This is a genomic window from Achromobacter sp. 2789STDY5608621, from assembly GCF_001299375.1.
Lineage (GTDB): Bacteria > Pseudomonadota > Gammaproteobacteria > Burkholderiales > Burkholderiaceae_B > Achromobacter > Achromobacter insuavis.
In genome coordinates this window covers 1-24,544 of record NZ_CYTU01000020.1, presented here as the reverse complement: position 1 = coordinate 24,544, position 24,544 = coordinate 1, and the positions used below count along the sequence as shown (strand labels likewise).

The following is a 24,544-nucleotide window of genomic DNA, read 5'->3' as shown; positions in this document are numbered from 1 at the left end:
ATGAAATACCTGACCGGTTATCCGGAACCCCTGCTGACGCAGGCCCGCGCGCTGCTCGACCAGGGCAAGCTGGGGCCGGCGCTGCGGGCCCGTTATCCCGCCGGCGCGCATGCCGTGCGCACCGACAAGGCACTGTACGACTACGTGGTGGACCTGAAGAACACCTACATCCGCAACGGCGCGCCGCTCAGCAAGATCGCCTTCGACAGCAAGATCCACGTGATCCAGCACGCGCTGGGCCAGCACACCTTCATCTCGCGGGTCCAGGGCGGCAAGCTCAAGGCCAAGCACGAGATCCGCGTCGCCACGCTGTTCAAGACGGTGCCGGAGGAGTTCCTGAAGATGATCACGGTGCACGAACTGGCGCACCTGAAGGAGAAGGACCACAACAAGGCCTTCTACAACCTGTGCCGGCTGATGGAGCCGCAGTATCACCAGTATGAATTCGACCTGCGGCTGTACCTGACCCATCTGGAGGCCAGCGGCGACAGCCTGTGGTGACAGGCGCCGGCCGATAAAAAAAGCCGCTCCCGAGGGAGCGGCTTTTTCATGGCGCGAACCGGACTCAGGCGTCGTTGGCCGCGTAGCCCATGTTGAACTGCAGGCCGCTGGCGCCTTCGCCGTCGCCGGACTCCGCGCGCGACTGGCCCAGGCGGGCCAGGTATTCGGCGGTGATGTCGCCGGTGACGTATTCGCCATCGAAGCACGAAGCCTCGAAGCGCGACAGCTTGGGATTGATGTCGCGCACGGCCTGCTGCATGTCATGCAGGTCCTGGTAGATCAGGCTGTCGGCGCCGATCGCGCGGGCGATTTCCTCGTCGCTGCGGCCGGTGGCGATCAGTTCGCTCTGCGTCGGCATGTCGATGCCGTAGACGTTGGGGAAACGCACCGGAGGCGCGGCCGAGGCGAAGTACACCTTGTTGGCGCCGGCGGCGCGCGCCATGTCGACGATCTCGCGGCTGGTGGTGCCGCGCACGATGGAGTCGTCCACCAGCAGCACGTTCTTGCCCTTGAACTCCATGCCGATGGCGTTGAGCTTCTGGCGCACCGATTTACGGCGCACGGCCTGGCCGGGCATGATGAAGGTGCGGCCGACGTAGCGGTTCTTGATCAGGCCTTCGCGGTAGTCCAGGTTCAGGCGGGCGGCCAGCTGCATGGCGGCCGGACGCGAGGAATCGGGGATCGGCATGACCACGTCGATATCGCCCAGGCGCATGTTGCGCGCGACCTTGTCGGCCAGGTATTCACCCATGCGCAGGCGCGCGTCGTACACCGACACGCCGTCGATCAGCGAATCAGGACGGGCGAAGTAGACGTATTCGAAGATGCAGGGCACCAGCTGCGGATTGTCGGCGCACTGGCGGCTGACGAAACGGCCGTCCAGGTCGACGAACACCGCTTCGCCCGGCTCGACGTCGCGCACGAAGGCGAAGCCGCTGCCTTCCAGGGCCACGGATTCCGAGGCCACCATCCACTCGACGCCTTCGTCGGTTTCCTGGCGGCCGATGCACAGCGGACGGATGCCGTTGGGATCGCGGAACGCCAGCAGGCCGTAACCGGAAATCTGCGCCACCACGGCGTAGGCGCCGCGCACGCGCTTGTGCACGGCGGCAACGGCGCGGAACATGGCGTCGTCATCGAGCGACACACCGCTGGCGGCCGATTGCAGCTCGTGGGCCAGCACGTTCAGCAGCACTTCCGAGTCGGAATTGGTGTTGATGTGGCGGCGGTCGACGCGGTAGAGCGACTCACGCAGCTCGCGCCAGTTGGTCAGGTTGCCGTTGTGGGCGAACATGATGCCGAACGGGGCGTTGACGTAGAACGGCTGGGCCTCTTCCTCGCTGGCGCTGGAGCCGGCGGTGGGATAGCGGACCTGGCCGACGCCCGAGGTGCCCGGCAGGGCACGCATGTTGCGCGTGCGGAATACGTCGCGCACCAGGCCGTGCGCCTTGTACATATTGAACTGGTTGCCTTGCGACGTCGCAATGCCCGCGGCATCCTGCCCGCGATGCTGCAACAGCAGCAAGCTGTCATAGAGCAGCTGGTTGACCGGCCCGCGCCCGATGACCCCTACGATTCCACACATGGTGAGATTTCCTGGTTGATGTGAAGCTAATCAATACGGCAGCCACGTCGCCAGGGACGGCGGCAGCCACGTCTTGATATGTTTGATGGCCTCGATGGCCGAATGCGAAAACATGGCGTCCTTCCACCACGGCTCTTGTGGCAGCGGCGTGTAGCCCGCGGCGGCGACCAGCGCCAGCACGATGAGCAGCCCCCGGGCCAGTCCGAACATGCCGCCCAGGCCGTGATCGGCCGGGCTCAGCCCGGTGCTGCGGATCAAGGCGGCAAGCGTCATGTTGACCAACCCCACGCCGAGCAGCACGATAATGAAAACCACCGCGTACGAAACTCCCATGCGCAGCAGCGTCGTCTCGATATAGGGCTCCAGCCAGGTATAGACCGTGGGGCCCCACCAGATCGCGGCCACGAAAGCCAGCAGGTACGCAACCAGCGACAGCACTTCCTTGAGCAGGCCGCGCACCAGGCCCAGCACACCCGATACCACCAGGATGGCCAGCACGACGAAGTCGAAGCCGGTCACTACTGGGCGGCAATGAAACCGTTGTCATAACCCAGGGTGCGCAACCGCGCCTGGGCCGCCTGCGCCGCCTCGCGCGAGGGGAACGGCCCCACCCGCAGACGGTACTGCTGCTTGCCTCCGATGGAAGCCTGCTCGACGAATGCATTGGTGACGCCGGCCTGGTGCAGTTTGTCGCGCCGCGACTGAGCGTCCTCGGACGTGGTGTAGGCGGCGATCTGCAGCACGAAATTACCCTTGGCGGCCTGCGGCTTGGGCGCCGGCGTGGCGGCGGGCGCGGAACGGCCTTCGAGCAACGCCAGGGCGCGGGCGCCGTCGTCCGAACGGGTCTCGGGCTTGGGCGTGGCCGGCTTGGGCTCGGGCTTGGGTTCCGGCTTGGGCGGCGGCGTGCGCGGCGGCGTCACGGTCGCGGGCGGCGTGGCCGCGGGCGGGGTCGTGGCGGGCGGCGTGGAAACCGGCGGCGTGGTGGCGGACGGCGTCGCGGCCTGCGGCGCGCTGGCCTGCGGACCGGACGTCATCGGCGGCGGCGTCGGGATGGCGGACGGGTCGCCGGGCGTGGCGCCTTGCGCCGGCGCGGCGGGCGCGTTGGCCTGCGGCTCGCTCACCTGCGGCTGGAACGGGGTATTGCGTTCCGGCACCTTGATGGGGATGTTGTCGGCCACGGGCGTCGGCTGGGAATCCAGCACCATCGGCAGGATGATGACGGCCGCCAGCACCAGGGCGATGGCGCCTGCGAGCCTGCGCCGGGCGCGCCCGCGCAACTCAGCCGCCTGAACCTCGCTCGGCACGGCCGCTCGCTTGGAGGGTTGCGCCTGGTCGGCAGGATCCTTGCGTTTGAAAAAACCCATGTTTGCCTATGCCGCTCTTGCCTACGCCTTGCGACCCAGAGACTGCAAAACCGAGGCCACGGTGAGAAATGATCCGAACACCACGATTCTATCATTCTCCCCTGCCCGTTCGCGCGCCGCGGCAAAGGCCTGGGCGGGATCGGCGTAGGCCGAGACGCCCGGCGCCTCGGCCCCGGCGGGCGCGGCCGGCAGGCCGGCGGCAACCCGTTCGGCCAGGTGTTCGCCGGAGCCGCCGCGCGGCCCCGGCAGGCCGGCGCAGAACCAGTGGTCGATGCGCGTGCCGATCTTGGCCAGTACGCCGGCCAGGTCCTTGTCGTTGAGCATGCCGAACACCGCGTAGGTGTAGGGATGGAAGCCCATGTTGTCGAGGTTCTGGGCCAGCACCGCGGCGGCGTGCGGGTTGTGGGCCACGTCCAGGATCACCGTGGGCTGGCCCGGCAGGATCTGGAAACGGCCCGGCAGCGAAGCCTGCAGCAGGCCCTGGCGCACCGCCTGCTGCGGCACCGGCAGGCGGTCACGCACCGATTCCAGCGCGGCCAGCGCCGCCGACGCGTTCAGCAGCTGGTTGGCGCCGCGCAGCGCCGGATAGGCCAGCGCGCTGCGGCGCTGCTCGCGGCCGCCATAGGCCCACTGCTGGCGGTCGCCGGAATAGTTGTAGTCGCGGCTGAACAGCCACAGGTCGGCGCCGATCTGCTCGACGTAATCGAGCAGCGACTGCGGCGGCACCGGGTCGGCACAGATGGCCGGCCGGCCGGCGCGGTAGATGTGGGCCTTTTCGAAGCCGATCTTCTCGCGCGTGTCGCCCAGGTACTCGATGTGGTCCAGGTCGACGCTGGTGACGATGGCACAGTCGGCGTCGATGATGTTGACGGCGTCCAGGCGGCCGCCCAGGCCGACTTCCAGCACCACCGCGTCCAGGCGCGACTGCGAGAACAGGCGCAGGATCGCCAGCGTGGTGAATTCGAAGTACGTCAGGGACGTCTCGCCGCGCGCGGCCTCGACCGCGATGAACTGCTCGATCAGGGCCTCGTCCGAGGCGATCTGACCATTGACGCGCGCGCGCTCGTTGAAATCGATCAGGTGCGGCGAGGTGTACAGCCCGACTTTGTAACCCGCGGCCAGCAGGATCGACTCCAGCATCGAGCAGGTCGAGCCCTTGCCGTTGGTGCCGCCCACCACGAACTTCACGCCCGGCAGTTCCAGGTTCATGCGGGCAGCCACTTCCCGCACGCGCTCCAGGCCCATGTCGATCGCGGTGGCGTGGATCGATTCCAGGTACTGCAGCCAATCGGACAGGGAGGCGCCGGTGGCGGGCTTGAGGGCGGAAGACATGGGGCGGGATCGCAAAGGTGAACAGCCCATGATTTTAGCAGCGCACGCCCGGTGTTTTCCCTAATCCCCCTGGGACGCCACGGGATCGCCGGGAAAAACCGCTTGCCGATGTTTTTTTCATCCGTGAAAATAAATTCACATATGAAAACTCACAAGGATAAGACATGACGCAGCGCAAGACCCCGGCCTGGCTGGTCCGGGAAGCCGACGTGCCCGGCTACCACCCGGCCAACCATACCGGCACCCTCAACCGCCGCCTGATCGGCCCCGACACGGTGGGCTCGCGCGGCGTGGAAGTGCTGCTGGGCGTGATCGACAAGGGCCAGGGCGCGCTGCCGCACGCCCATCCGGGCATCGAGCAGGTCTGTTACCTGCTGTCGGGCTCCGCCCGCGCCCAGGTGCAGGACGAATGGGCCGACATGGGTCCGGGCGACTGCTGCTATTTCCCGCCCGACATCCCGCACGTGTTCACCGTGACCAGCGACGAGCCCGCGCGGCTGCTGGTGATCTACACGCCGCCGTATGAAGAATCGCCCGACCGCGTGATCCGCGGTTTTCCCCCATCGACCGCCGGCGCCTGAGGCGCCGCGCAGACCGGCCCACCCCGGGCAGCGGCCGCAGAAGCCGCGCCCGTTTCGCATCCCCTGGAGACAAACCATGCGACTACTACGCCTGTTGGGCGCCACCCTGGTCGGCGGCGCCACCGTGCTGGCCCTGCCCGCCGCCCACGCCGCGGACTATCCGAACAAACCCATCACCCTGATCGTGCCGTTCCCGGCCGGCTCCGGCACCGACGCGGTCGGCCGCATCTTCGGCGCCGAGCTGTCGACCATCCTGGGCCAGCAGATCGTGGTGGAGAACAAGCCCGGCGCCAACGCCACCATCGCCGCCAGCTACGTGGCGCGCGCCAAGCCGGACGGCTACACGCTGTTCGTGACCACCAACACCTCGCATTCGGCCGCTCCCTGGCTGATGAAGAACATTCCCTACGATCCGGTCAAGGATTTCACCCCCATCGCGCGCGGCGGCAACCTGCCCTTCATCCTGGTCGCCAACCCCAAGCGGCCCTGGAAGACGGTGGCCGACCTGGTCGCCGACGCGCGCCAGCATCCGGGCCGCATCACCTACGCCAGCGGCAACAGCACCGGCATCGTGGCCGGCGCCACCCTGGCCAACCGCGCCAAGATCGACATCCTGCACGTGCCCTACAAGGGCACGCCGCAAGGCCTGACCGACGTGGTCGGCGGCCAGGTCGACTTCATGTTCACCGACCTGGCCTCCGGCCTGCCGTTCGTGCAGTCGGGCCAGTTGCGGGCGCTGGCGGTGTCCACCGCCGAGCGCAGCGCCATCGTGCCGGACCTGCCGTCCATGGCCGAGTCGGGCGTGCCGGACTTCGACCTGAATTCATGGAACGGCTACTTCGGCCCGGCCGGCATGCCGCCCGAGGTGGTGGCGAAACTCAACGACGCCATCAAGCAGGTGGTGGCCAAGCCCGACGTGCGCAAGCGCCTGGCGGGCCTGGGCTTTGACGCTTTCTCCAGCTCGCCCGAAGCCTTCGGCCAGTTCGTCGGCGAACAGCGCGACCTGTGGGGCAAGCTGATCCGCGACGCGGGGATCGAGCAGCAATGACGATGTCCGCCGCCGCTTCCCCGCAGGCCGCCGGCCCCCTTGCCGGCGTGCGCATCCTGGACCTCAGTTCGGTCGTGATGGGTCCCTACGCCACCCAGGTGCTGGCCGACCTGGGCGCCGACGTCATCAAGGTCGAATCGCCCGCCGGCGACAACATGCGGGCCGTCGGCCCGATGCGCAATCCGGGCATGGGCCACCTGTACCTGCACCTGAACCGCAACAAGCGCTCGGTGGTGCTGGACCTGAAGACGCCGGAAGGCCGCGAGGCCTGCCTGCGGCTGGCCGAGACCTGCGACGCCCTGCTCTACAACATCCGCCCCCAGGCCATGGCGCGCCTGGGCCTGTCGTACGAGGCGGTGGCGGCGCGCAACCCGCGCATCGTCTACCTGGGCGCCTATGGCTTCGGCGAGGCCGGCCCCTACGCCGGCCGGCCCGCCTACGATGACCTGATCCAGGGCCAGACCGGCATCGCCGCGCTGGCGGCGCAGCAGAGCGGCGACGTGCCGCGCTACGCGCCGCTGACGCTGGCCGACCGCGCCGTGGGCCTGCACGTGGGCATCGCGCTGGTGTCGGCGGTGCTGCACGCCCGCGTCAGCGGCCAGGGCCAGCAGGTCGAGATCCCGATGTTCGAGGGCATGGCGCACCTGGTGCTGGGCGACCACCTGGGCGGGGCCACCTTCGAGCCGCCGCTCGGCCCCACCGGCTACGCTCGGCTGCTGGCGCCGCACCGCCGGCCCTACGCCACCGCCGACGGCTATATCTGCCTGCTGATCTACAACGACAAGCATTGGCGCAACTTCTTCGCGCTGATCGGCCAGCCGGAACTGGCGCAGGATCCGCGCTTTCACACCCACGGCGCCCGCGCGGCCCATATCGACGAGGTCTACGCCTTCGTCGCCGACGTCATCCGCACCCGCGCCAGCCAGGACTGGCTGCGGGAACTGGCGGATGCCGACATCCCGGCCTCGCAGCTCTACACGGTCGACGACCTGCTGCTGGACGAGCACCTGGCCGCCACCGGCTTCGTGCAGGACCACCAGCACCCGACCGAGGGCCGCCTGCGCACCCCCGCGCCGCTCGGCCGCTACCAGGGCACGCCGACCGCCATCCGGCGCCCGGCGCCGACGCTGGGCCAGCACAGCCGCGAGGTGCTGGCCGAGGCCGGCTACGACCCCGCCGGCATCGACGCGCTCTTCGCCAATCGCATCACCCAGGATGGAACCGACTGATGGACTTTGCATTCACCCCCGATCAACTGGCGTTGCGCGACGCCGTGTCCCGCATCTGCGCGCGCTATCCCGACGAATACTGGCTGGAACGCGACCGTGAAGGCGGCTTCCCCGAGCCGCTGCACGCCGACCTGGCGCGCGACGGCTGGCTCGGCATCGCCATGCCGCCGGAACATGGCGGCGCCGGCCTGGGCATGACCGAGGCCGCGCTGATGATGCAGACCATCGCCGCCTCGGGCGCCGGCTTCACCGGCGCGTCGGCCGTGCACATGAACATCTTCGGCCTCAATCCCGTGGTGGTGTTCGGCAACGACGAACAGCGCGCCCGCTGGCTGCCGCCGCTGATCGCCGGCCGGCAGAAGGCCTGCTTCGCCGTCACCGAGCCCGACGCCGGCCTGGACACCACCAAGCTCGGCACCCGCGCCGTGCGCCAGGGCGACGAATACGTGGTGCATGGACGCAAGATCTGGATCTCGACCGCCCAGGTGGCCGACAAGATGCTGCTGCTGGCGCGCACCACGCCGCTGTCCGAGGTGGCCAAGCCGACCCAGGGCCTGTCGCTGTTCTACACCGACCTGGACCGCGGCAAGGTCGAGGTGCGTGAAATCGAGAAGATGGGCCGCAAGGCGGTGGACTCGAACATGCTGTTCATCGACGGCCTGCGGATCCCGCTGGCGGACCGGATCGGCGAGGAAGGCCGGGGCTTCGAGTACATCCTGCATGGCCTGAACCCGGAACGCATCCTGATCGCGGCCGAGGCGGTCGGCATCGGCCGCGCCGCGCTGGAGCGGGCGGTGCGCTACGCCGGCGAGCGCCATGTGTTCGGCCGGCCGATCGGCCAGAACCAGGGCATCCAGCACCCGCTGGCGCAGGCCTGGATGCAGCTGGAGGCGGCCGACCTGATGGTGTTCAAGGCCGCCAGCCTGTACGATGCCGGCGAACCCTGCGGCCCCAGCGCCAACGCCGCCAAGTACCTGGCGGCCGAGGCCGGCTACAACGCCTGCCAGACCGCCGTGATGACGCTGGGCGGCATGGGCTACGCCAAGGAATACCACGTGGAGCGGCTGCTGCGCGAGAGCTTCATCCCGCGCATCGCGCCGGTCAGCCCGCAGCTGATCATGTGCTTCATCGCGGAAAAGGTGCTGGGCCTGCCGAAGTCATATTGAGGCGCCCGCCCCTTGCGCGTCCGCCCGGCGCGCCTTGCGCCCGGGCCGGCCGGGGCCGCCTCAGGACTGCTGTTCCAGTCCGGTGCAGGCCGCCCGCAGGATGCGGGCGTATTCCTCCTGGCACGGCTCGATCCGGTAGATCGGACCGCCCACGGAGATGGCGTAGTGCTCGCCCGACAGGGTCACCGGCCAGGCGATGGCGCCGACGTCGGGAATCGACTCGCCGCTGTTCATGAACCAGCCGCGCTGGCGCGACAGCGCCAAGTCCTGCAGCACCGCCTCGCGGGTGACCAGCGTGCGTTCGTTGTGGCGCGTCAGCGGCCCGTTGCCGAGCAAGGCGTCGCGGGCCGGCTCGTCCAGCAGCGACATGAGCGCTTTACCCAGCGAATTTGCGTGTACGTCTTTGAACTCGCCGGCAACGGGCGCGTATCGGATCGTATGCGGAGAGTCCAGCACATCCAGGTAGACCACCCGGCCGTCCTGCGTCAGCTTGGCGAAGACGACGGTTTCCCGAGTTGCGTCCCTTAATTCAACCAGGCTGGGATAGACCCGGTCCAGCACCGGATCGGCGCGGGCGATGCGTTGCGCCATTGCCAGCAGGCGGCCGGTCGGGTAGTAGCCCTGGCGGCGTCCGGTTTCGTAGAGGTAACCCAGGCCGGTCAGGGTGCGGATCAGCGCCAGGCAGCTGGAAACCGGCACATCCAGCAGCCGGGCCAGTTCCGACAGGGGCAGTGCGCGCTTCTCCCGGGCATAGGTTTCGATGATTTCTATGACTCGCAACGCCGTCTTGACACTCATTGCCCGATCCCAACTTGTTAGCACATGAAACAGCCCGCTGTTACGAGGGCTAAAGTTCCCTGCGGCGCTGCCGTAATCGTAGCTGAGAATTCCCTGAAAACAGCGCGTTCCTCCGAGACGCCCGCACCGCCGCTGGAGTGATCATGGCCGTAACCCCGTTAGCCCCCGCTACGTTCGCACCGTCGCCGGTCGCGGCCGTGCCCATCGTCGCAGATCCATCCGTCACCGTCGCCCCGCCCGTTGCCAGCACCAATAGCAGCGGCGCCGATTCCGCGACGTCGGAGCAGTCGAATTCGCAGAAGCTGCCCCTCGACAAGGCGCTCGACGAAATCAACGAGCAGATGAAGGCCTGGTCGACCCAGTTGCAGTTCGAGGTCGACCCGGACGTCCACCAGGTGGTGGTGTCGGTGGTCGACGCCAAGTCCGGGGACGTCATACGCACCATCCCCAGCGAAGCCGTGCTCAAGATCGCCAAAATGATCGTGAACATGCAGGGAAATGGCATCAAGACCTCGGCTTGACATGAATTCCCGTACTTTCCTCTGTGCCCCTTTTGGCGCCAATCGATGATGGAATCATCGAATTAGGCCCGCCTTATGCCCTTACCCGGCCAATCGCCGGCACCCTATTTTTGACAGAATCGCATCGCTAGGAAGGATTTCACATGGCCTCTATCACCAACCTCGGTTCGTCCTCCGGTCTGCCACTGGAAGAAACGCTGAAAAAGCTGCAAGACGCCGAGGATAAGAAGCTCTCGATCTACACCACGCGCGCGCAAAGCTACCAGACTCGCATCGACGCTTACGCGAAACTGCAGAGCGCCCTGGAAGCGCTGCAAAAGTCCGCTGCCGTGCTGGGCAAGACCGAGACGATGGCTGCCATCAAGGGCAGCGTCACCGGCGGCAACGCCTTGACGGCCAGTGTGGCCGCCGAGGGCGCCACCGCGGGCCAGTACGTCATCGAAGTGAAGAACCTGGCCCGCGCCCAGAGCCTGCAATCGGGCGCCGTGGCAGACCGCACCGCCAAGCACGGCGACACCGGCTCGTTCGAAGTCGAGCTGGCCGACGGCACCAAGCGCACCATCGACCTGAAAGGCGACACCTCGCTCAACGGCATCGTCAAGGCCATCAACGCCGACGACAAGTCCGGCCTGCGCGCCACCGTTATCAATGACGGCAACGGCAACAACTACCTGATGCTGACGGCCAAGGACACCGGTGTCCAGGCCTCGGTCAAGAACATCACCGTCACCGGCGACCAGTCGCTCAAGGACATCCTGTCCTTCAGCACCGCCGCCGACGGCTCCACGACCGGCCTGGCCAATACCAAGGCTGAAGACGCCCAACTGATCATCAACGGCCTCCCCGTCAAGAGCGGCTCGAACAACGTCGCCAACGTCATCGACGGCGTCACGCTGAACCTGACCGAGAAAACCGAGACCGACAAGCCGATCACGCTGAAGCTGGAAGCGGATCCGTCAGTCGCCAGCAAGGCGATCCAGGATTTCGTCAAGAACTACAACTCGCTGCAATCGACCATCAAGAGCCTGACGGCTTTCGACGCCAAGGCGGCCACCAACCAGCCGCTGACCGGCGACGGCACCACCCGCTCGATCCAGGCGTCGGTGACCAACGCGCTGCAAGCCATGCTGGGCGAAGGGTCGGTCCGCTCGCTGGCCGACCTGGGCATCACCACCGATCCCCAGACGCGCCAGCTCAAGCTCGACCAAACCAAGCTGGACAAGGCGCTGAGCACCAATCCGGCCGACGTCACCAAGCTGCTGACCGGCGACAACGGCCTGGCCAAGACTTTCGAAAAGGCTTTCAAGGACGTATTGGGCAGCACCGGTTCGCTCAAGACGCGCACCGACGGCCTGGCCAAGTCGATTAGTGACCTGGACGCCCAGCAAAAGCGCGCCAAGGCCGCCAGCGACGCTGAAATGGACCAGATGCGCACCCGTTTTGTCGCATTGGACAAGTACGTTTCCCAACTGGCCGTCACCGGCAACTACCTGACCCAACAATTTGCGGCGATGAACAAATCGAGCAAATAACCTGTAGAAGATGCATTAATGACTTACGCCGCCCGCCGCCCCACTGGGTCTCAATCCGTCCGCTCCTACGCCGATATCGGCCTGGAAACCCAGGTTCTGGGCGCGAGTCCCGAGCGGCTGATCACCCTGTTGTACCTGGGTGCCCGGGCGGCGATCGGACAGGCGCGCATCCATCTGCAGGAAGGCCGGGTCGCCGAGCGCGGCGCGGCCATCTCGAAAGCGATCAAGATCGTCGATGAAGGCTTGAAGACCGGGTTGAACATGGAGGCTGGCGGCGAGATCGCCGCCAACCTCGCCCGGCTCTACGATTACATCGTCCGCACCTTGCTGACGGCAAATCTGAAAGCGAATGCCGAGCAACTCGACATTGCCGACCGCCTGTTGGCGGATCTGGCCGAGGCTTGGCAGACTTCCATCGACCGACCGGCTGGCCTTGCCCAGCCCTGATGGCCAAAAACACAAATTCAGCCAGCCATCGAACGCCCGAGATTTCCATGACGTCCCTTACCCAGTACTCATCCCCTATTCTGGAACACTACCAGGAGATCGCCCTCATCACGGGCGAGATGTTGACGGCCGCCCAGGCCGGAGACTGGGATACGGCGATGGCCCACGGGCAGCAATATTGCGAGCTGGTCGAGCGCCTGCGGATCGCGGAACCAACCGCGCCGCTGGACGAGGCCGGCCGCGCCATGAAGTACGACCTGCTGGTGCGCATCCTCGAAAACGACGCGCTCACGCGCGACCTGGCGCTCCCGCAACTGGCCCGGCTGGGCGAACTGCTGGGCCGCATGAAGCGCCAGCAGACCCTGCTGTCGGCCTACGGCTACCAGGCGCCTGAAGCATGAGCGTAGGTCCCGCGGCACTCGGCAACGTCCTAGTGCAGCGGTTGGACGCCGTGCTGGGCACGACGATGTCCGCCGCCAGCGCCAACCAGGTGTCGGGCGCGCGGCCGGATGCGGTCAGCCAGCCCGGCAACCTGGACAAGCCCGGCTCGGCCGACGGTTCCAATCGCGACCCGCGACAAGGCATCCAGACCGGCGGCGCCCGCGGCGACCGCCCGGCCACCGTCCTTGACGCCAAGACCGCCGCCGCACTGGCGCTGGCCGCCCGCGGCCTGGTCACCAGCAGCGACACCACGGCCTCGGCCCCCACCACGCTGGGCACCACCGCCCGCGCGATCCTGGCGCTGCTGGCCCAATATCCCGACGCCGCGCCGGCGGTGCTGGGCCGCGCCCCCTTGTGGTCAGCCAATGCGCCGGCGCCAGGCAGCGGCGCGCCGGCCCAGCCTGGCGCCGGCCAGGCCGCCGCACAGCCGGCGCAACCCGGACAACCCCAACCTCCCGCCACTGGCGCGGCGACGCCCGCCACGACCACGGCCGCCAGCGCGACCGCGGCGCTGGCCGCCGCCGCGGCAGCCAGCGCCGACCTCGAAGCCGATACCCAGCTCGGCGCCAAGCCCGGCCGCCCCGGCGGCGCGGCTGACGCCCCCGGCGGCGCCAAGGGCGCCGACGCCACGGCCCACGCCAGCATGGCGGCGGCCGGACCCTCCGCCCGCGCGCTGGGCCAGGCGCTGCGCGCGGCGCTGCAGACCAGTGGCCTGTTCTACGAATCGCACCTGACCGACATGGTCTTCGGCCGCAGCAATCCGGCCCAGTTGCAGCAAGAGCCGCAAGCCAAGCTCACGCGCAGCGGCGTCCCCAGCGAAGCCGACCTCGCCCGGCCGCGCGCCGACAGCGCCGGCACCTCCGCCAGCCGCTCGGGCGGCGACGCGCCGACGACGGCCGGCGGCACCAATACGCCCGCGCCCGGCACGCCGGTCAGCGGCATCCACCAGGATCTCACCGTGCTGGTGCGCCAGCAGCTCGACGTGCTGGCCAACCAGGCGCTGACCTGGCAAGGCGAAGCCTGGCCCGGCACCCCCATGGAGTGGGAAGTCGAGCGCGAGCCCTATGGCGGCGATCCGGAATCGGGCGTGCCCACCTGGGCCACCCGCCTGAAGCTGGACCTGCCCCGCCTGGGCCTGGTGGACGCGCGCCTGAACCTGGCAGGCGACCAGATCGTGCTGCAACTGGTCGCCCCCCATGGCGCGGCCGAACTCAACGAGTCCTCGGACCAGTTGCGCTCCCGCCTGCTGGCCGCCGGTCTCACGCTCAGCCACCTGGTGGTGAACGTGGTCGATCCGCGTCCCGTCATGCCCACGGATTTCTGATGCGCACCGCCCCGCCACCCGATCAGGGCCCCAACGCCAACCGCAACGCCGCGGTCGCGATCTCGTACGACGACAAGGACGCCGCTCCGCGCGTGGTGGCCAAGGGTTACGGCCAGCTGGCCGACACCATCGTGCGCGCCGCCGAGGAAAACGGACTCTACGTCCACGAATCGCGCGAACTCGTCGGCCTGCTGATGCAGGTGGACCTGGATGCGCATATTCCTCCCCAACTCTACGTAGCGGTGGCAGAATTGCTGGCCTGGCTGTATCGCCTCGAATCGCGCGAGCTTCCCGACGCCGCGCCGCCAGCCTGACCCCTATTTTCCAAGGACACCACTGTGTTGGATGCCAGCGATCCGGAATTCCTGCTCACGCGGCCGGAAGACATGCGCGCCGCCCTTTTCGAACTGACGCACCCCGACAGCCATATCCTGGTGCGTGACGCCGCCGATCGCGAGATGGCGGTGCTGGTGCTGGGCGCCGACAAGCAGACCCGCCAGTTCTTCTGGCGCCCGCGCGACTATGCCGGCGCCGACTTCGAACAGTCCGACAGCATGGGCCTGCTGAGCGGCACCACCTTCCATTTCCACGCCACCGCCTACGGCGGCGTGCAGATCCGCTTCCGCGTCGAGCGCCCCGAAGTCATCCATTTCGATGACGGCAGCGCCGCGCTGATGTCGCCCTTCCCCGAGCATCTGGCCCGCATCCAGCGCCGCAAGATGTTCCGCGCCTCGCTGATCAGCAACGCCAACCGCTGCCAGGCGTCGTGGCAACCCGATCCGGCCGAGAAGCCGATCAGTTTCTCGGTGCGCGATCTGTCGGTCGACGGCGTCGGCCTGCGGGTGGAACTGGCGGTGCAGGCCCTGCCGGAACGCGGGTCGGTGCTGGAAGACGTGCGACTGGACTTCGGCGACCTGGGCAAGCTCAGCGCGCACCTCGAAGTGCGCAACGTGTACCCGATCTCGGGCCAGCCCATGGTCCAGGCCGACAGCCCGGACGAACCGGCGCCGACCCATGTGTCGCTGACCGGCGAACCGCCCATGAGCCATCTGGGCGCGGTGTTCCTGAACCTGGACGCGCGGCAGGAAAACTGGCTGCAGCAGGTCGTCTGGCGCCTGGAAAAAAACGCAAGGTAGTGTTGCCCCCACGCGGCGCACGCGTTGCGTGCTTGCTGCCCCCCCGAGGGGGCTGCCCCGCCTTCGGGCGGCCGGGCGGCGGGGCGAATGTTCTAGCCCAGATTGGGATGTTCTGGCCTAGATTGGGGTGTTCCAGCCCAGACTGGGCCGTTCTGGCCCAGATTGGGGTGTTCCCGCCGAGGTTGGGCCGTTCTGGCCCTGCTTGCGCCGTTACACGGCCATCGACGAGATTTCCTTGTAGGCCGCGACCAGCTTGTTGCGGACCTGGACGGCCGTCTGGAAGCCGATGCTGGCTTTTTGCAGGTCGATCATCACGTCGTTGAGCGACACATCGGGCGCGCCCATTTCGAAGGCCTTGGCCTGCGCCGTGGCGGCATTCTGCGCGCCGGTGACGCGGCGGATCGAGCGTTGCAGCTCGGCGGCGAAGCCGTCGGGCTGGGCCACGGCCTCGCCGGCGGCGAGGTTGCCGGTCTCGGCCTTGGTGACGGCCACGCGCATCTGCTGGAGCATGCTCTCGATGCCGGACAAGCCTGATACAGCCATTACGTTATTCCTTGCTGGTGGGGCGTGGACTACGCCAACGATGCAGGCAGCGTAACCCGGCAACCCCGGCGCCATAGCGGCTAAAAGCCGCCAAAACACCCGATATTTCCCCGAATGCGCCGCCCCCGCCGGCGTCCACCGCCGCCCGCCCCATTCCCCCGCCACGGTCGCTTGTCTACATAGGGGATAAGTAACGCCAAAAAACCGCTGTTTTCGACGATTGGGTTTGCTAACGCAGCAGCAATAATCCAGGCTCTCCCCAGACCAGAAGCACGTTGCATGTGTAATCTGCCCTACCCGAACATGAAGTCATTTTCCCTGCTCCGCGAAGCCAGCGGGAGCCGCCAATGAATCAGCAGGCTACCCTGAGCGCGTCGCTTCTGGCGAAGTTTCCCGTGTTGGAAAAGATACGCGTCCTGCCCAAGCCGATCCTGCTTGGCGCGGCAGCCGCGGTGGTCGCGCTCATCGTCGCCGTGGCGATGTGGAGCAGCGAACCCAAGTACAAGGTGCTGTTCTCGAACCTGGACGACCGCGACGGCGGCGCCATCGTGACGGCCCTGGGCACCATGAACGTGCCCTACAAGTACAACGACACCGGCACCGCCCTGCTGGTGCCGGCCGACCGCGTCTACGACGCCCGCCTGCAGTTGGCGTCGCAGGGCTTGCCGCGCGGCGGCTCGGTCGGCTTCGAGCTGATGGACAACGCCCGCTTCGGCGCCAGCCAGTTCGCCGAGCAGATCAACTACCAGCGCGGCCTGGAAGGCGAGCTGGCGCGTTCGATCGAATCCATGCACACCGTGCAGCACGCCCGCGTGCACCTGGCCATGCCGCGCCAGTCGCTGTTCGTGCGCGAACGCCAGCCGCCGACCGCCTCGGTGCTGCTGAACGTCTACCCCGGCCGCAGCCTGAGCGATGCCCAGGTTTCGGCCATTTCGTGGCTGGTCGCCTCCAGCGTGCCCGAACTGACCGCTGAAAACGTCTCGGTCGTCGACCAGAACGGCCGCCTGCTGTCCTCGCCGCTGGGCGAAGGCCGCGGCATGGACGCCGACCAGACGCGCATGGTCCGGGAAACCGAGCAGCGCACCGTCGAACGCATCCTGACCATCCTCAATCCGCTGGTCGGCCCGGGCAACGTGCACGCCCAGGCCAGCGCCGAAATGGACTTCGCCCGCCGCGAGGAAACCTCCGAGGTCTACCGCCCCAACCAGGAACCCGGCCAGGCCGCCATCCGCAGCCAGCAGACCAGCGACCAGAACCAGCGCGGCATCAATCCCGCCCAGGGCGTCCCCGGCGCCCTGTCCAATCAGCCGCCGGGCAACGCCCAGGCGCCGATCGCCAATCCGCCGCAGACCCAGCCGCCGCGCCCGGGCCAGCCGCAACAGCAACAGCAGCAACAACAACAGACCACCACCGGCGGCCAGAACGCCGGCGGCACCGTCAGCGACCGCCGCGACGCCACCACCAACTACGAAGTCGACCGCACCATCAGCCACATCAAGCAGCCGGTCGGCACGGTCAAGCGCCTGTCGGTCGCCGTGGTGGTGAACTACGTGCGCGACAAGGACGGCGATCTCAAGGCCCTGCCGCCCGAGGAGCTGAGCAAGCTGACCAACCTCGTGCGCGAGGCGATGGGCTACTCGGAAAGCCGCGGCGATTCGCTGAACCTGGTCAACAGCCAGTTCAACGACGGCCCGCCGGCGCTGCCGATGTGGCGCGATCCGGAAATGATCTCGCTGTTCAAGACCATCCTGGCATGGCTGGTCGGTGGCGTGCTGGCCCTGTGGCTGTACCGCAAGGTGCGCCGCTCGGTGGGCGACTACCTGTACCCGCCGGTTGATCCGGAAGTGGCCGAGGCCGAACGCATCGAAGCCCAGCGCGAGGCCCAGGACGTGGCCCGCGCCAAGGAAACCGACCGTTACCAGGACAACCTGGAACGCGCCCGCACGATGGCGAACAAGGATCCGCGCGCCGTCGCGATGGTCCTGCGCACCTGGATGACCAAAGATGAAAAATGATGCCAAGCCGATGGACGGCATGACGCGCAGCGCCGTCCTGATGATGTCGCTGGGTGAAGACGCCGCCGCCGAGGTCTTCAAGTACCTCTCCGCCCGCGAAGTCCAGCAGGTCGGCGCCGCCATGGCCAGCCTCAAGCAGGTCACCCGCAACGACGTCGCCGTGGTGCTGGAGGAATTCCGCCAGGAAGCCGACCAGTTCATGGCCGTCACGCTGGGTTCGGACGACTACATCCGCACCGTGCTGACCAAGGCGCTGGGCAGCGACCGCGCCGCCGGCCTGATCGAGGACATCCTGGAAGCCGGCGAAGGCGGCAGCGGCATCGACGCGCTGAACTGGCTCGACCCGCACACCGTGGCCGAACTGATCGGCGACGAGCACCCGCAGATCATCGCCACCATCCTGGTGCACCTGGAGCGCGACCGCGCCGCCGGCGTGCTGGCGCTGCTGACCGACCGCCTGCGCAACGACGTCATGCTGCGCATCGCCACCTTCGGCGGCGTGCAGCCGGCCGCCCTGTCGGAACTGACCGAAGTGCTCAATTCCGTGCTGGCCGGCCAGGGCGCCAAGCGCAGCAAGATGGGCGGCGTGCGCACCGCGGCCGAGATTCTCAACATGATGAATTCGGCCGAAGAGGAGACCGTGGTCGCCAGCCTGCGCGAACGCGACAACGACCTGGCGCAGAAGATCATCGACGAGATGTTCGTGTTCGACAACCTGCTCGACGTCGAGGACCGCGCCATCCAGCTCATCCTCAAGGAAATCGACAACGACACGCTCATGGTCGCGCTCAAGGGCGCCCAGGAAGAGCTGCGCGCCAAGTTCCTGCGCAACATGTCCAGCCGCGCCGCCGAAATGCTGCGCGAGGACCTGGAAGCGCAAGGCCCGATCCGCATGTCGAAGGTCGAGACCGAGCAGAAGAAGATCCTGCAGATCGCCCGCCGCCTGGCCGAGAGCGGCCAGATCGTACTGGGCAACTCCGGAGACGACGCGTATGTCTGAAGCGGATACCGGTCAGTCGACGCTCATCTCGCGCAGCGCCGCCTGGCGGCGCTGGCAGATGCTGTCGTTCGACGAGCCGCCGCCCGTCGCAGTCGAACCCGAGCCGGAACCCGATCCGGGCCCCGATCCGGAAGTGGTGATGGCCCAGCTGCGCGCCGAGGCCAGCGCCGAAGGCCACGCGGCCGGCCATGCGCAGGGCCACGCCGAGGGCCTGGCCGCCGGCCATGCCGAAGGCCATGAGGCCGGCCTCGCCGCTGGCCGCGAAGCCGGCTACGCCGAGGGCCTGGCCCAGGCCCGCGAACAAGGCGCCGAGGAAGCCCGGCGCCTGCACGCGCTGGTGCAGGCCTGCGCCGAATCGGTCGGCTCGCTCGAAGAAAAAATGGGCCAGAGCCTGCTGACGCTGGCGCTGGACATCGCCCAGCAGGTGGTGCGCACCACCCTGGCCGAGCAGCCCGACACCGTGGCCAGCGCCGTGCGCGAAGTGCTGCACATCAACCCCACCGCCGGCGGCCAGATGCGCCTGTGGGCCAATCCCGCCGACATCGAGCTGATCCGCCTGCACCTGGCCGACGAACTCAAGGAAGGCCACTGGCGTGTGCTGGCCGACGAATCCATCGCCCGCGGCGGCGTGCGCGCCGAGACGCCGTTCGGCGACATCGACGCCACCCTGCAGACCCGCTGGCGCCGCGTCGCGGCCTCGCTGGGCCGCAACGTCCACTGGGAGGACCCGGCGTGAGCGCCAATCAGGCCCCCGCGCAGCCCGGCCAACCGGCCGTGCCCGTGATCGACCGCTGGCAGACCCAGCTGCAGATCGGGTCGATCCGCGCCGCCTCGACCGACCCCTGGCTGGTCAGCGGCAAGATCACGCGCGCCACGGGCCTGGTGCTGCACGCCACCGGACTGCGCCTGCCGGTGGGCGCCGCCGCCCGCATCGAGATCGCGCGCGGCCATGACCACTGGGCCGACGCCGAAGTGGTCGGTTTCGACGGCCACACCCTGTACCTGATGCCGCAGGCCGACATCTCCGGCCTGCCGCCCGGCGCCCGCGTGGTGCCCGGCGAACCGCCCGTGCAACGCCAGATCCCGCTGCCGCGCAAGGCCGAACTGAACGGCAATGCCAAGCCGCAACTGGGCCGCCACCTGCCGGTGGGCAACGCCCTGCTCGGCCGCGTGCTCGACGGCGCCGGCCGGCCGCTGGACGGCCTGGGCCCGCTGACGGGCGCCGAACTCGCGCCGCTGTCGGCGCTGCCGATCAACCCGCTGTCGCGCGCCCCGATCGACACCGTGCTGGACACCGGCGTGCGCGCCATCAACGGCCTGCTCACCGTTGGCCGCGGCCAGCGCATGGGCCTGTTCGCCGGCTCCGGCGTCGGCAAGAGCGTGCTGCTGGGCATGATGGCCCGCTACACCAAGGCCGACGTCATCGTGGTCGGCCTGATCGGCGAACGCGGCCGCGAAGTCAAGGAATTCATCGAGCACAACCTGGGCCCCGAGGGCCTGGCGCGCTCGGTGGTGGTGGCCGCCCCGGCCGACGTCTCAGCGCTGCTGCGCCTGCAGGGCGCGGCCTACGCCACGCGCCTGGCGGAACACTTCCGCGACCAGGGCCTGGACGTGCTGCTGATCATGGACTCGCTCACCCGCTACGCCATGGCGCAACGCGAAATCGCGCTGGCCATCGGCGAGCCGCCCGCCACCAAGGGCTATCCGCCGTCGGTGTTCGCCAAGCTGCCGATGCTGGTGGAACGCGCCGGCATGGGCGCGCCCGGCCCCAGCGGCAAGGCCGGCTCGATCACCGCCTTCTATACAGTGCTGGCCGAGGGCGACGACCAGCAGGATCCGATCGCCGACTCGGCGCGCGCCATCCTGGACGGCCACGTGGTGCTGTCGCGCCACCTGGCCGAAGCCGGCCACTACCCCGCCATCGACATCGAGGCCTCGATCTCGCGCGCCATGACTTCGCTGATCACGCAGCAGCAGTTCTCGGTGGTGCGCCGCTTCAAGCAGACGCTGTCGCGCTACCAGCGCAACCGCGACCTGATCGCCGTGGGCGCCTACGCCGCCGGCAACGACCCGCAGCTGGACGATGCCATCGCCCGCTACCCGCGCCTGGAAGCCTTCCTGCAACAGGATATCGGCGAGAACGTCGGCTACGAGGACGCGGTGGAGCAGTTGCGCGCCAGCTTTGAATTGAGGGACACCTATGCCTAGCCAATTGCCCTTGGACATGCTGATCAACCTGGCCAAGGAGAGCACGGACGAAGCCGCCCGCCTGCTCGGCCGGCTCAGCACCGAACGCACCAATGCCGAACGCCAGCTCGGCATGCTGCAGGACTATCGCCAGGACTACCTGGAACGCCTGCAGCAGGCCATGACCACCGGCATGTCGGCCAGCGATTGCCACAACTACCAGCGCTTCATCGGCACCCTGGACGACGCCATCGTCCAGCAGCAAGGCGTGCTGCGCCAGGCCGACGAGAACCTGGCCAAGGGCCGGCTCTACTGGCAGCAGGAAAAGCGCAAGCTCAACTCGTACGACGCCCTGGCGCAGCGCGAATTGCGCGCCCAGGCCGTGGTCGAATCGCGCCGCGAACAGCGCGCCAACGACGAATACTCCGCCCGCCTGGTCCAGCGCCAGGCCGGGATGCATTAATTGCCCACAGGAAGCCCGCCATGACCGCTCCCCTGCCCACCCCCGCCATCGCGCCCGCCGCGCCGGTCTCGATCGCCGACACGCTCGGCGCCAAGGCCGCGCCGGCCACGGCCAAGAAGGGTCCGTCCTTCTCCGACGTGCTGGCCCAGCAGCGTCCCAATCCGTCCGCCGACGCGCGCCCCGCCTCCAACAGCGGCGCCAAGACGCAGGCCGGCGGCAAGAATTCCGGTGACGCCGCTGGCAACGCCGAGGACGCCGCCGCCCAGGCCATCGACAACGCCGTGCAGACCGCCACCCAGGCCGAGGCCGGCGCGCTCGCCGTCGCCGCGCAGCAGCCGGCCGCGCCGGTGCTGCCGCAGCAGGCGCTGGAGATCGCCGCCCAGGCGGCCGAACAGGTGCAGCTGGCGCGCGGCACCGCGCAGGCCGCCGCCACCGCGGTCAGCACCGGCGCCGCCGTGGTGCAGGCCGCCCTGACCGCCAACGACGCCATCGCCACCCCGCGCGCGCCGGTGCCCGCCACCGCGCAGCAGGCCGAAGCCGCCGCCATCCAGGCCAGCCGCGATGCGCAGATCGCCCAGCCGGTGGTCACCGCCGCCGTCAAGCCGGGTTCCACGCCGATCGCCGAGACGCCCGCCAAGGCCGCGCCCGCCGCCGAGTTGCCGCGCCCCACGCCCGAGGCCGCGCAGCCCCGCGCCGCCAACGTGCGCGTGGCCGCCGCCGAGCCGGCGCCGGCCGCGCCGCAGCATGCGCGCACCGAAGAGGAAACCAACGCGCCGGCGCTCAGCACCGCGCAACAGTTCCAGGTGCCGCAGCACGCCGCGAACGCCCAGGATCACCTGGCCCAGGCCATCGCCGCCGCCTCGCAGCGCCAGCAGCCCGCCCCCATCGCCAACCCCGCCAGCGTCGCCGTGCCCGTTGTGCCGGTCGTGCTGCAGGTCGCCACCCCCGTGGGCGGCACGCACTGGGGCACCGAACTGGGCCAGCAGATGGTCGTCATGAGCAACAACGCGCGCCAGGGCACCCAGACCGCCGAACTGCGCCTGGATCCGCCCGACCTCGGCCCGCTGCGCGTCAGCATCAACCTGGCCGACGGCGTGGCCAGCGCCTCGTTCGTCTCGGCCCATGCCTCGGTGCGCCAGGCCATCGAAACCGCGCTGCCGCAGTTGCAGCAGGCGCTGGCCCAGGCCGGCATCTCGCTGGGTCAGACCAGCGTCGGTGAACAGGCCGCGCAGCAGGAATTCGCCCAGCAGAATGGCGGCGGTTCGCAGCGCCAGGGTGGCGGCAACGGCGCCGCCGTGGCCGACGGCGCGAGCGATGGCCAGGCGGTCGCCGTGACGGCTTCGCGCAACGCCAATGCGCTGGTCGACACCTTCGCGTAACAATCGCGCGGCCCGCGGCTGGCAACGGTTGCGGGCGGTGCAGCAATAGCTTGAGATACGCGGCTTTCGCCCTGTTTTTCGCCTCCAAGCCGGGGACGCATTTCGGGCAGAATGCTTTCATCCACTAAGAATCCGTTTTCATCAGCGGCAAAACACGCATCGACACCGAGATGGCGACTTCCAAACCCACAACCATGCCGCCGCGCGGCGCGCTTCCGACACGCTCCGGCGGCATAGGCCGCATCCTTCGCCCGTTGCTCATGATATTGGTGCTGTTGCTGGTGGCGGCCGCGAGCGCGGGCGCGACCTGGTTCGTCGCGCAGCGCATGCAGCCGCAGGGCGGCGCGCCGGTGCAATTGGGCGTCGGCCAGACCGGCGGCCAGCCGGGCCAGCCCGGCGCAGCGGGCCCGCAAGCCACGCCGACCACCTTCGTTGCCCCGCCGACCACGCCGGCCGCGGTGCCCGCGCCGATCTTCGTGCCGATCGAGGCCTTCACGGTCACGCTGCAGAACGCCGACACCGAGCGCATCATGCACGTCGGCCTGACCCTGCGCGTCAGCGACGAGCAGACCCGTATCCGCCTTGAAAAGTACATGCCTGAAGTGCGCAGCCGCATCCTGATGGTGCTGTCTTCGCAATCGCCCACCGGCGTGCAGACGCAACAGGGCAAGACCGACATGGCCAACGCCATCAAGCAAGCCGTCAACCGCCCGTTCGCGCCCCTGCCGGACGGCCAGTATGTCACCGACGTACTGTATACGGCGTTCGTGGTGCAATAAGCATGGCCTACGAGGCGTTTCTTTCGCAGGACGAAGTCGACGCGCTGCTGGCCGGCGTCACGGGCGAGAGCGACAGCAAAAAGGAATCCGCGGGCCCCAACGACGGCGCCCGTGCCTATGACCTGAGCTCGCCGGACCGCGTGGTGCGCCGGCGCATGCAGACGCTGGAACTCATCAACGAACGCTTTGCGCGCCAGATGCGCAGCGTGTTGCTGAATTTCATGCGCCGCAGCGCCGACATCACCGTCGGTTCCATCAAGATCCAGAAGTACGCGGACTTCGAACGCAACCTGCCGGTTCCCAGCAACCTGAACATGGTGCAGATGAAGCCGCTGCGCGGCACCGCCCTGTTCACCTATGACCCGAACCTGGTGTTCCTGGTCATCGACAGCCTGTTCGGCGGCGATGGCCGCTACCACACGCGGGTCGAGGGCCGTGACTTCACCACCACCGAACAGCGCATCATCCGGCGCCTGCTCAACCTGACCCTGGAAAGCTACGGCAAGTCCTGGGACCCCGTCTACCCGATCGAATTCGATTACGTCCGCTCGGAGATGCACACCAAGTTCGCCAGCATCACCGGCAACAATGAAGTGGTGGTCGTCACCTCGTTCCACATCGAATTCGGCGCGACCGGCGGCGACCTGAACATCTGCCTGCCCTACTCCATGATCGAGCCGGTGCGCGACCTGCTCACGCGGCCGCTGCAGGAAACCACGCTGGAAGAAGTCGACCAGCGCTGGTCGCAACAGCTTTCACGCCAGGTGCGCAGCGCCGACATCGACGTGGTCGCCGAATTCGCGCGCATTCCGTCCAACATCCGCGAACTGATGCGCATGAAGGTCGGCGACATCCTGCCCGTGGATGTGCCGCAGACCGTCATTGCCCACGTCGATGGCGTGCCGCTGATGGAATGCGGCTACGGCGTCTTTAACGGCCAGTACGCCCTGCGCGTGCAGAACATGTTTACCTACGATACCGAATCTAACGAGGCCCCCGACCATGACTGACAAGAACGAGCCCGGCTCCGGCTCGTCCCCGGCCGACGACTGGGCCGACGCGCTCGCCGAACAATCCCGCGCCAATCCGCCCACCCAGGCGGATGGCCTGAAGCCCGCCCAGGACGACTGGGCCGCCGCCATGGCCGAGCAGACCGCCGCCACGCCGCCCGCC

General features: G+C 68.3%; 26 protein-coding genes and 1 pseudogene. 21 read left to right on the top strand and 6 right to left on the bottom strand.

The window, feature by feature from the left end:
* On the top strand, positions 1-501 hold the full coding sequence (locus tag AOZ53_RS18840) for a M48 metallopeptidase family protein (protein WP_054476912.1): 501 nt from the start codon (positions 1-3) through the stop codon (positions 499-501).
* Between the two features lie 64 nt (positions 502-565).
* Here AOZ53_RS18840 and purF read toward each other — a convergent pair whose 3' ends face one another.
* Genes purF through folC form a run of 4 tightly spaced genes read right to left on the bottom strand, consistent with a single transcriptional unit; the run spans position 566 to position 4,782 of the window.
* On the bottom strand, positions 566-2,086 hold the full coding sequence (gene purF, locus AOZ53_RS18835) for an amidophosphoribosyltransferase (protein ID WP_054431126.1): 1,521 nt from the start codon (positions 2,084-2,086) through the stop codon (positions 566-568).
* A 30-nt stretch (positions 2,087-2,116) separates the two neighbouring features.
* Complete coding sequence (locus AOZ53_RS18830; RefSeq protein WP_006394480.1) at positions 2,117-2,605, bottom strand: CvpA family protein; 489 nt, start codon at positions 2,603-2,605, stop codon at positions 2,117-2,119.
* Positions 2,605-3,450, bottom strand: a complete 846-nt coding sequence (locus tag AOZ53_RS18825) for an SPOR domain-containing protein (protein ID WP_054431125.1) — start codon at positions 3,448-3,450, stop codon at positions 2,605-2,607. Before AOZ53_RS18825 ends, AOZ53_RS18830 begins: the two co-directional genes overlap by 1 nt.
* Positions 3,451-3,471: 21 nt before the next feature.
* A complete protein-coding gene (gene folC, locus AOZ53_RS18820; protein WP_054431124.1) occupies positions 3,472-4,782 on the bottom strand; it encodes a bifunctional tetrahydrofolate synthase/dihydrofolate synthase in 1,311 nt (436 codons plus the stop codon).
* Between the two features lie 164 nt (positions 4,783-4,946).
* On the opposite strand from folC, the gene AOZ53_RS18815 reads away from it, so the two are divergent.
* The 4 genes from AOZ53_RS18815 (at position 4,947) to AOZ53_RS18800 (ending at position 8,806) form a co-directional block, all read left to right on the top strand.
* On the top strand, positions 4,947-5,363 hold the full coding sequence (locus tag AOZ53_RS18815) for a cupin domain-containing protein (protein WP_054488886.1): 417 nt from the start codon (positions 4,947-4,949) through the stop codon (positions 5,361-5,363).
* Positions 5,364-5,439: 76 nt separating this feature from the next.
* On the top strand, positions 5,440-6,411 hold the full coding sequence (locus tag AOZ53_RS18810; protein ID WP_054431122.1) for a Bug family tripartite tricarboxylate transporter substrate binding protein: 972 nt from the start codon (positions 5,440-5,442) through the stop codon (positions 6,409-6,411).
* Positions 6,408-7,640: a CaiB/BaiF CoA transferase family protein gene (locus tag AOZ53_RS18805; protein WP_054431121.1), complete on the top strand. Its 1,233-nt coding sequence runs from the start codon at positions 6,408-6,410 to the stop codon at positions 7,638-7,640. Before AOZ53_RS18810 ends, AOZ53_RS18805 begins: the two co-directional genes overlap by 4 nt.
* The gene (locus AOZ53_RS18800; protein ID WP_054431120.1) at positions 7,640-8,806 is read left to right on the top strand and encodes an acyl-CoA dehydrogenase family protein; all 1,167 of its coding nucleotides are present in this window, start codon (positions 7,640-7,642) and stop codon (positions 8,804-8,806) included. The genes AOZ53_RS18805 and AOZ53_RS18800 overlap by 1 nt, the downstream gene beginning before the upstream one ends.
* A 60-nt stretch (positions 8,807-8,866) precedes the next feature.
* Here the strand turns inward: AOZ53_RS18800 and AOZ53_RS18795 are convergent, their stop codons facing one another.
* Positions 8,867-9,604, bottom strand: a complete 738-nt coding sequence (locus tag AOZ53_RS18795) for an IclR family transcriptional regulator (protein ID WP_054431119.1) — start codon at positions 9,602-9,604, stop codon at positions 8,867-8,869.
* Between the two features lie 143 nt (positions 9,605-9,747).
* Here AOZ53_RS18795 and AOZ53_RS18790 point away from each other — a divergent pair, with 143 nt between their 5' ends.
* The 7 genes from AOZ53_RS18790 to AOZ53_RS18760 all read left to right on the top strand — a co-directional run bounded on the left by AOZ53_RS18790 (position 9,748) and on the right by AOZ53_RS18760 (position 15,005).
* Positions 9,748-10,125: a flagellar protein FlaG gene (locus AOZ53_RS18790; RefSeq protein ID WP_054431118.1), complete on the top strand. Its 378-nt coding sequence runs from the start codon at positions 9,748-9,750 to the stop codon at positions 10,123-10,125.
* A 143-nt stretch (positions 10,126-10,268) separates the two neighbouring features.
* Positions 10,269-11,657, top strand: a complete 1,389-nt coding sequence (gene fliD / locus AOZ53_RS18785; RefSeq protein WP_054431117.1) for a flagellar filament capping protein FliD — start codon at positions 10,269-10,271, stop codon at positions 11,655-11,657.
* Between the two features lie 18 nt (positions 11,658-11,675).
* The gene (gene fliS, locus AOZ53_RS18780; protein WP_054431116.1) at positions 11,676-12,104 is read left to right on the top strand and encodes a flagellar export chaperone FliS; all 429 of its coding nucleotides are present in this window, start codon (positions 11,676-11,678) and stop codon (positions 12,102-12,104) included.
* 47 nt (positions 12,105-12,151) lie between these two features.
* The gene (locus AOZ53_RS18775; protein ID WP_035360316.1) at positions 12,152-12,505 is read left to right on the top strand and encodes a flagellar protein FliT; all 354 of its coding nucleotides are present in this window, start codon (positions 12,152-12,154) and stop codon (positions 12,503-12,505) included.
* Entirely contained in the window at positions 12,502-13,869 is a 1,368-nt protein-coding gene (locus AOZ53_RS18770) for a flagellar hook-length control protein FliK (protein ID WP_054488884.1), read from the top strand. Before AOZ53_RS18775 ends, AOZ53_RS18770 begins: the two co-directional genes overlap by 4 nt.
* The gene (locus AOZ53_RS18765; protein WP_006394467.1) at positions 13,869-14,183 is read left to right on the top strand and encodes an EscU/YscU/HrcU family type III secretion system export apparatus switch protein; all 315 of its coding nucleotides are present in this window, start codon (positions 13,869-13,871) and stop codon (positions 14,181-14,183) included. Before AOZ53_RS18770 ends, AOZ53_RS18765 begins: the two co-directional genes overlap by 1 nt.
* Before the next feature lie 24 nt (positions 14,184-14,207).
* Positions 14,208-15,005, top strand: a complete 798-nt coding sequence (locus AOZ53_RS18760; protein ID WP_054488883.1) for a flagellar brake protein — start codon at positions 14,208-14,210, stop codon at positions 15,003-15,005.
* 210 nt (positions 15,006-15,215) lie between these two features.
* On the opposite strand, the gene fliE is transcribed toward AOZ53_RS18760, so the two are convergent.
* Positions 15,216-15,548: a flagellar hook-basal body complex protein FliE gene (fliE, locus tag AOZ53_RS18755; RefSeq protein WP_035360311.1), complete on the bottom strand. Its 333-nt coding sequence runs from the start codon at positions 15,546-15,548 to the stop codon at positions 15,216-15,218.
* Positions 15,549-15,895: 347 nt separating this feature from the next.
* Here fliE and fliF point away from each other — a divergent pair, with 347 nt between their 5' ends.
* From fliF to AOZ53_RS18710, 9 genes and pseudogenes are all read left to right on the top strand, one after another.
* Positions 15,896-17,563 carry a flagellar basal-body MS-ring/collar protein FliF gene (gene fliF, locus AOZ53_RS18750; protein WP_054488881.1) on the top strand — a complete coding sequence of 556 codons (1,668 nt, stop codon included), beginning with the start codon at positions 15,896-15,898 and terminating at the stop codon, positions 17,561-17,563.
* Positions 17,553-18,563, top strand: coding sequence for a flagellar motor switch protein FliG (gene fliG / locus AOZ53_RS18745; protein WP_035360309.1), 1,011 nt, complete (start codon positions 17,553-17,555; stop codon positions 18,561-18,563). Before fliF ends, fliG begins: the two co-directional genes overlap by 11 nt.
* Positions 18,556-19,299 carry a flagellar assembly protein FliH gene (fliH, locus tag AOZ53_RS18740; protein ID WP_054435714.1) on the top strand — a complete coding sequence of 248 codons (744 nt, stop codon included), beginning with the start codon at positions 18,556-18,558 and terminating at the stop codon, positions 19,297-19,299. The genes fliG and fliH overlap by 8 nt, the downstream gene beginning before the upstream one ends.
* Entirely contained in the window at positions 19,296-20,771 is a 1,476-nt protein-coding gene (gene fliI, locus AOZ53_RS18735; RefSeq protein WP_054435712.1) for a flagellar protein export ATPase FliI, read from the top strand. Before fliH ends, fliI begins: the two co-directional genes overlap by 4 nt.
* On the top strand, positions 20,764-21,213 hold the full coding sequence (gene fliJ, locus AOZ53_RS18730) for a flagellar export protein FliJ (protein WP_054435710.1): 450 nt from the start codon (positions 20,764-20,766) through the stop codon (positions 21,211-21,213). Before fliI ends, fliJ begins: the two co-directional genes overlap by 8 nt.
* A 20-nt stretch (positions 21,214-21,233) precedes the next feature.
* Positions 21,234-22,592, top strand: a complete 1,359-nt coding sequence (locus tag AOZ53_RS18725; protein WP_054488879.1) for a flagellar hook-length control protein FliK — start codon at positions 21,234-21,236, stop codon at positions 22,590-22,592.
* 170 nt (positions 22,593-22,762) lie between these two features.
* Positions 22,763-23,371 carry a flagellar basal body-associated FliL family protein gene (locus tag AOZ53_RS18720; protein WP_035360305.1) on the top strand — a complete coding sequence of 203 codons (609 nt, stop codon included), beginning with the start codon at positions 22,763-22,765 and terminating at the stop codon, positions 23,369-23,371.
* A 2-nt stretch (positions 23,372-23,373) separates the two neighbouring features.
* Positions 23,374-24,381, top strand: coding sequence for a flagellar motor switch protein FliM (gene fliM / locus AOZ53_RS18715; RefSeq protein WP_006394458.1), 1,008 nt, complete (start codon positions 23,374-23,376; stop codon positions 24,379-24,381).
* A pseudogene (locus tag AOZ53_RS18710) lies at positions 24,374-24,544 on the top strand (flagellar motor switch protein FliN); the annotation flags it as partial. The gene fliM and the pseudogene AOZ53_RS18710, both read left to right, overlap by 8 nt.

Bases quoted from the DNA above. Each gene is read 5' to 3' on its own strand.
- AOZ53_RS18840 (WP_054476912.1), top strand. From the start codon at position 1: ATGAAATACCTGACCGGTTATCCGGAACCCCTGCTGACGCAGGCCCGC.
- purF (WP_054431126.1), bottom strand. From the start codon at position 2,086: ATGTGTGGAATCGTAGGGGTCATCGGGCGCGGGCCGGTCAACCAGCTG.
- AOZ53_RS18825 (WP_054431125.1), bottom strand. From the start codon at position 3,450: ATGGGTTTTTTCAAACGCAAGGATCCTGCCGACCAGGCGCAACCCTCC.
- folC (WP_054431124.1), bottom strand. From the start codon at position 4,782: ATGTCTTCCGCCCTCAAGCCCGCCACCGGCGCCTCCCTGTCCGATTGG.
- AOZ53_RS18815 (WP_054488886.1), top strand. From the start codon at position 4,947: ATGACGCAGCGCAAGACCCCGGCCTGGCTGGTCCGGGAAGCCGACGTG.
- AOZ53_RS18810 (WP_054431122.1), top strand. From the start codon at position 5,440: ATGCGACTACTACGCCTGTTGGGCGCCACCCTGGTCGGCGGCGCCACC.
- AOZ53_RS18805 (WP_054431121.1), top strand. From the start codon at position 6,408: ATGACGATGTCCGCCGCCGCTTCCCCGCAGGCCGCCGGCCCCCTTGCC.
- AOZ53_RS18800 (WP_054431120.1), top strand. From the start codon at position 7,640: ATGGACTTTGCATTCACCCCCGATCAACTGGCGTTGCGCGACGCCGTG.
- AOZ53_RS18795 (WP_054431119.1), bottom strand. From the start codon at position 9,604: ATGAGTGTCAAGACGGCGTTGCGAGTCATAGAAATCATCGAAACCTAT.
- AOZ53_RS18790 (WP_054431118.1), top strand. From the start codon at position 9,748: ATGGCCGTAACCCCGTTAGCCCCCGCTACGTTCGCACCGTCGCCGGTC.
- fliD (WP_054431117.1), top strand. From the start codon at position 10,269: ATGGCCTCTATCACCAACCTCGGTTCGTCCTCCGGTCTGCCACTGGAA.
- fliS (WP_054431116.1), top strand. From the start codon at position 11,676: ATGACTTACGCCGCCCGCCGCCCCACTGGGTCTCAATCCGTCCGCTCC.
- AOZ53_RS18775 (WP_035360316.1), top strand. From the start codon at position 12,152: ATGACGTCCCTTACCCAGTACTCATCCCCTATTCTGGAACACTACCAG.
- AOZ53_RS18770 (WP_054488884.1), top strand. From the start codon at position 12,502: ATGAGCGTAGGTCCCGCGGCACTCGGCAACGTCCTAGTGCAGCGGTTG.
- AOZ53_RS18765 (WP_006394467.1), top strand. From the start codon at position 13,869: ATGCGCACCGCCCCGCCACCCGATCAGGGCCCCAACGCCAACCGCAAC.
- fliE (WP_035360311.1), bottom strand. From the start codon at position 15,548: ATGGCTGTATCAGGCTTGTCCGGCATCGAGAGCATGCTCCAGCAGATG.
- fliF (WP_054488881.1), top strand. From the start codon at position 15,896: ATGAATCAGCAGGCTACCCTGAGCGCGTCGCTTCTGGCGAAGTTTCCC.
- fliG (WP_035360309.1), top strand. From the start codon at position 17,553: ATGAAAAATGATGCCAAGCCGATGGACGGCATGACGCGCAGCGCCGTC.
- fliH (WP_054435714.1), top strand. From the start codon at position 18,556: ATGTCTGAAGCGGATACCGGTCAGTCGACGCTCATCTCGCGCAGCGCC.
- fliJ (WP_054435710.1), top strand. From the start codon at position 20,764: ATGCCTAGCCAATTGCCCTTGGACATGCTGATCAACCTGGCCAAGGAG.
- AOZ53_RS18725 (WP_054488879.1), top strand. From the start codon at position 21,234: ATGACCGCTCCCCTGCCCACCCCCGCCATCGCGCCCGCCGCGCCGGTC.
- AOZ53_RS18720 (WP_035360305.1), top strand. From the start codon at position 22,763: ATGGCGACTTCCAAACCCACAACCATGCCGCCGCGCGGCGCGCTTCCG.
- fliM (WP_006394458.1), top strand. From the start codon at position 23,374: ATGGCCTACGAGGCGTTTCTTTCGCAGGACGAAGTCGACGCGCTGCTG.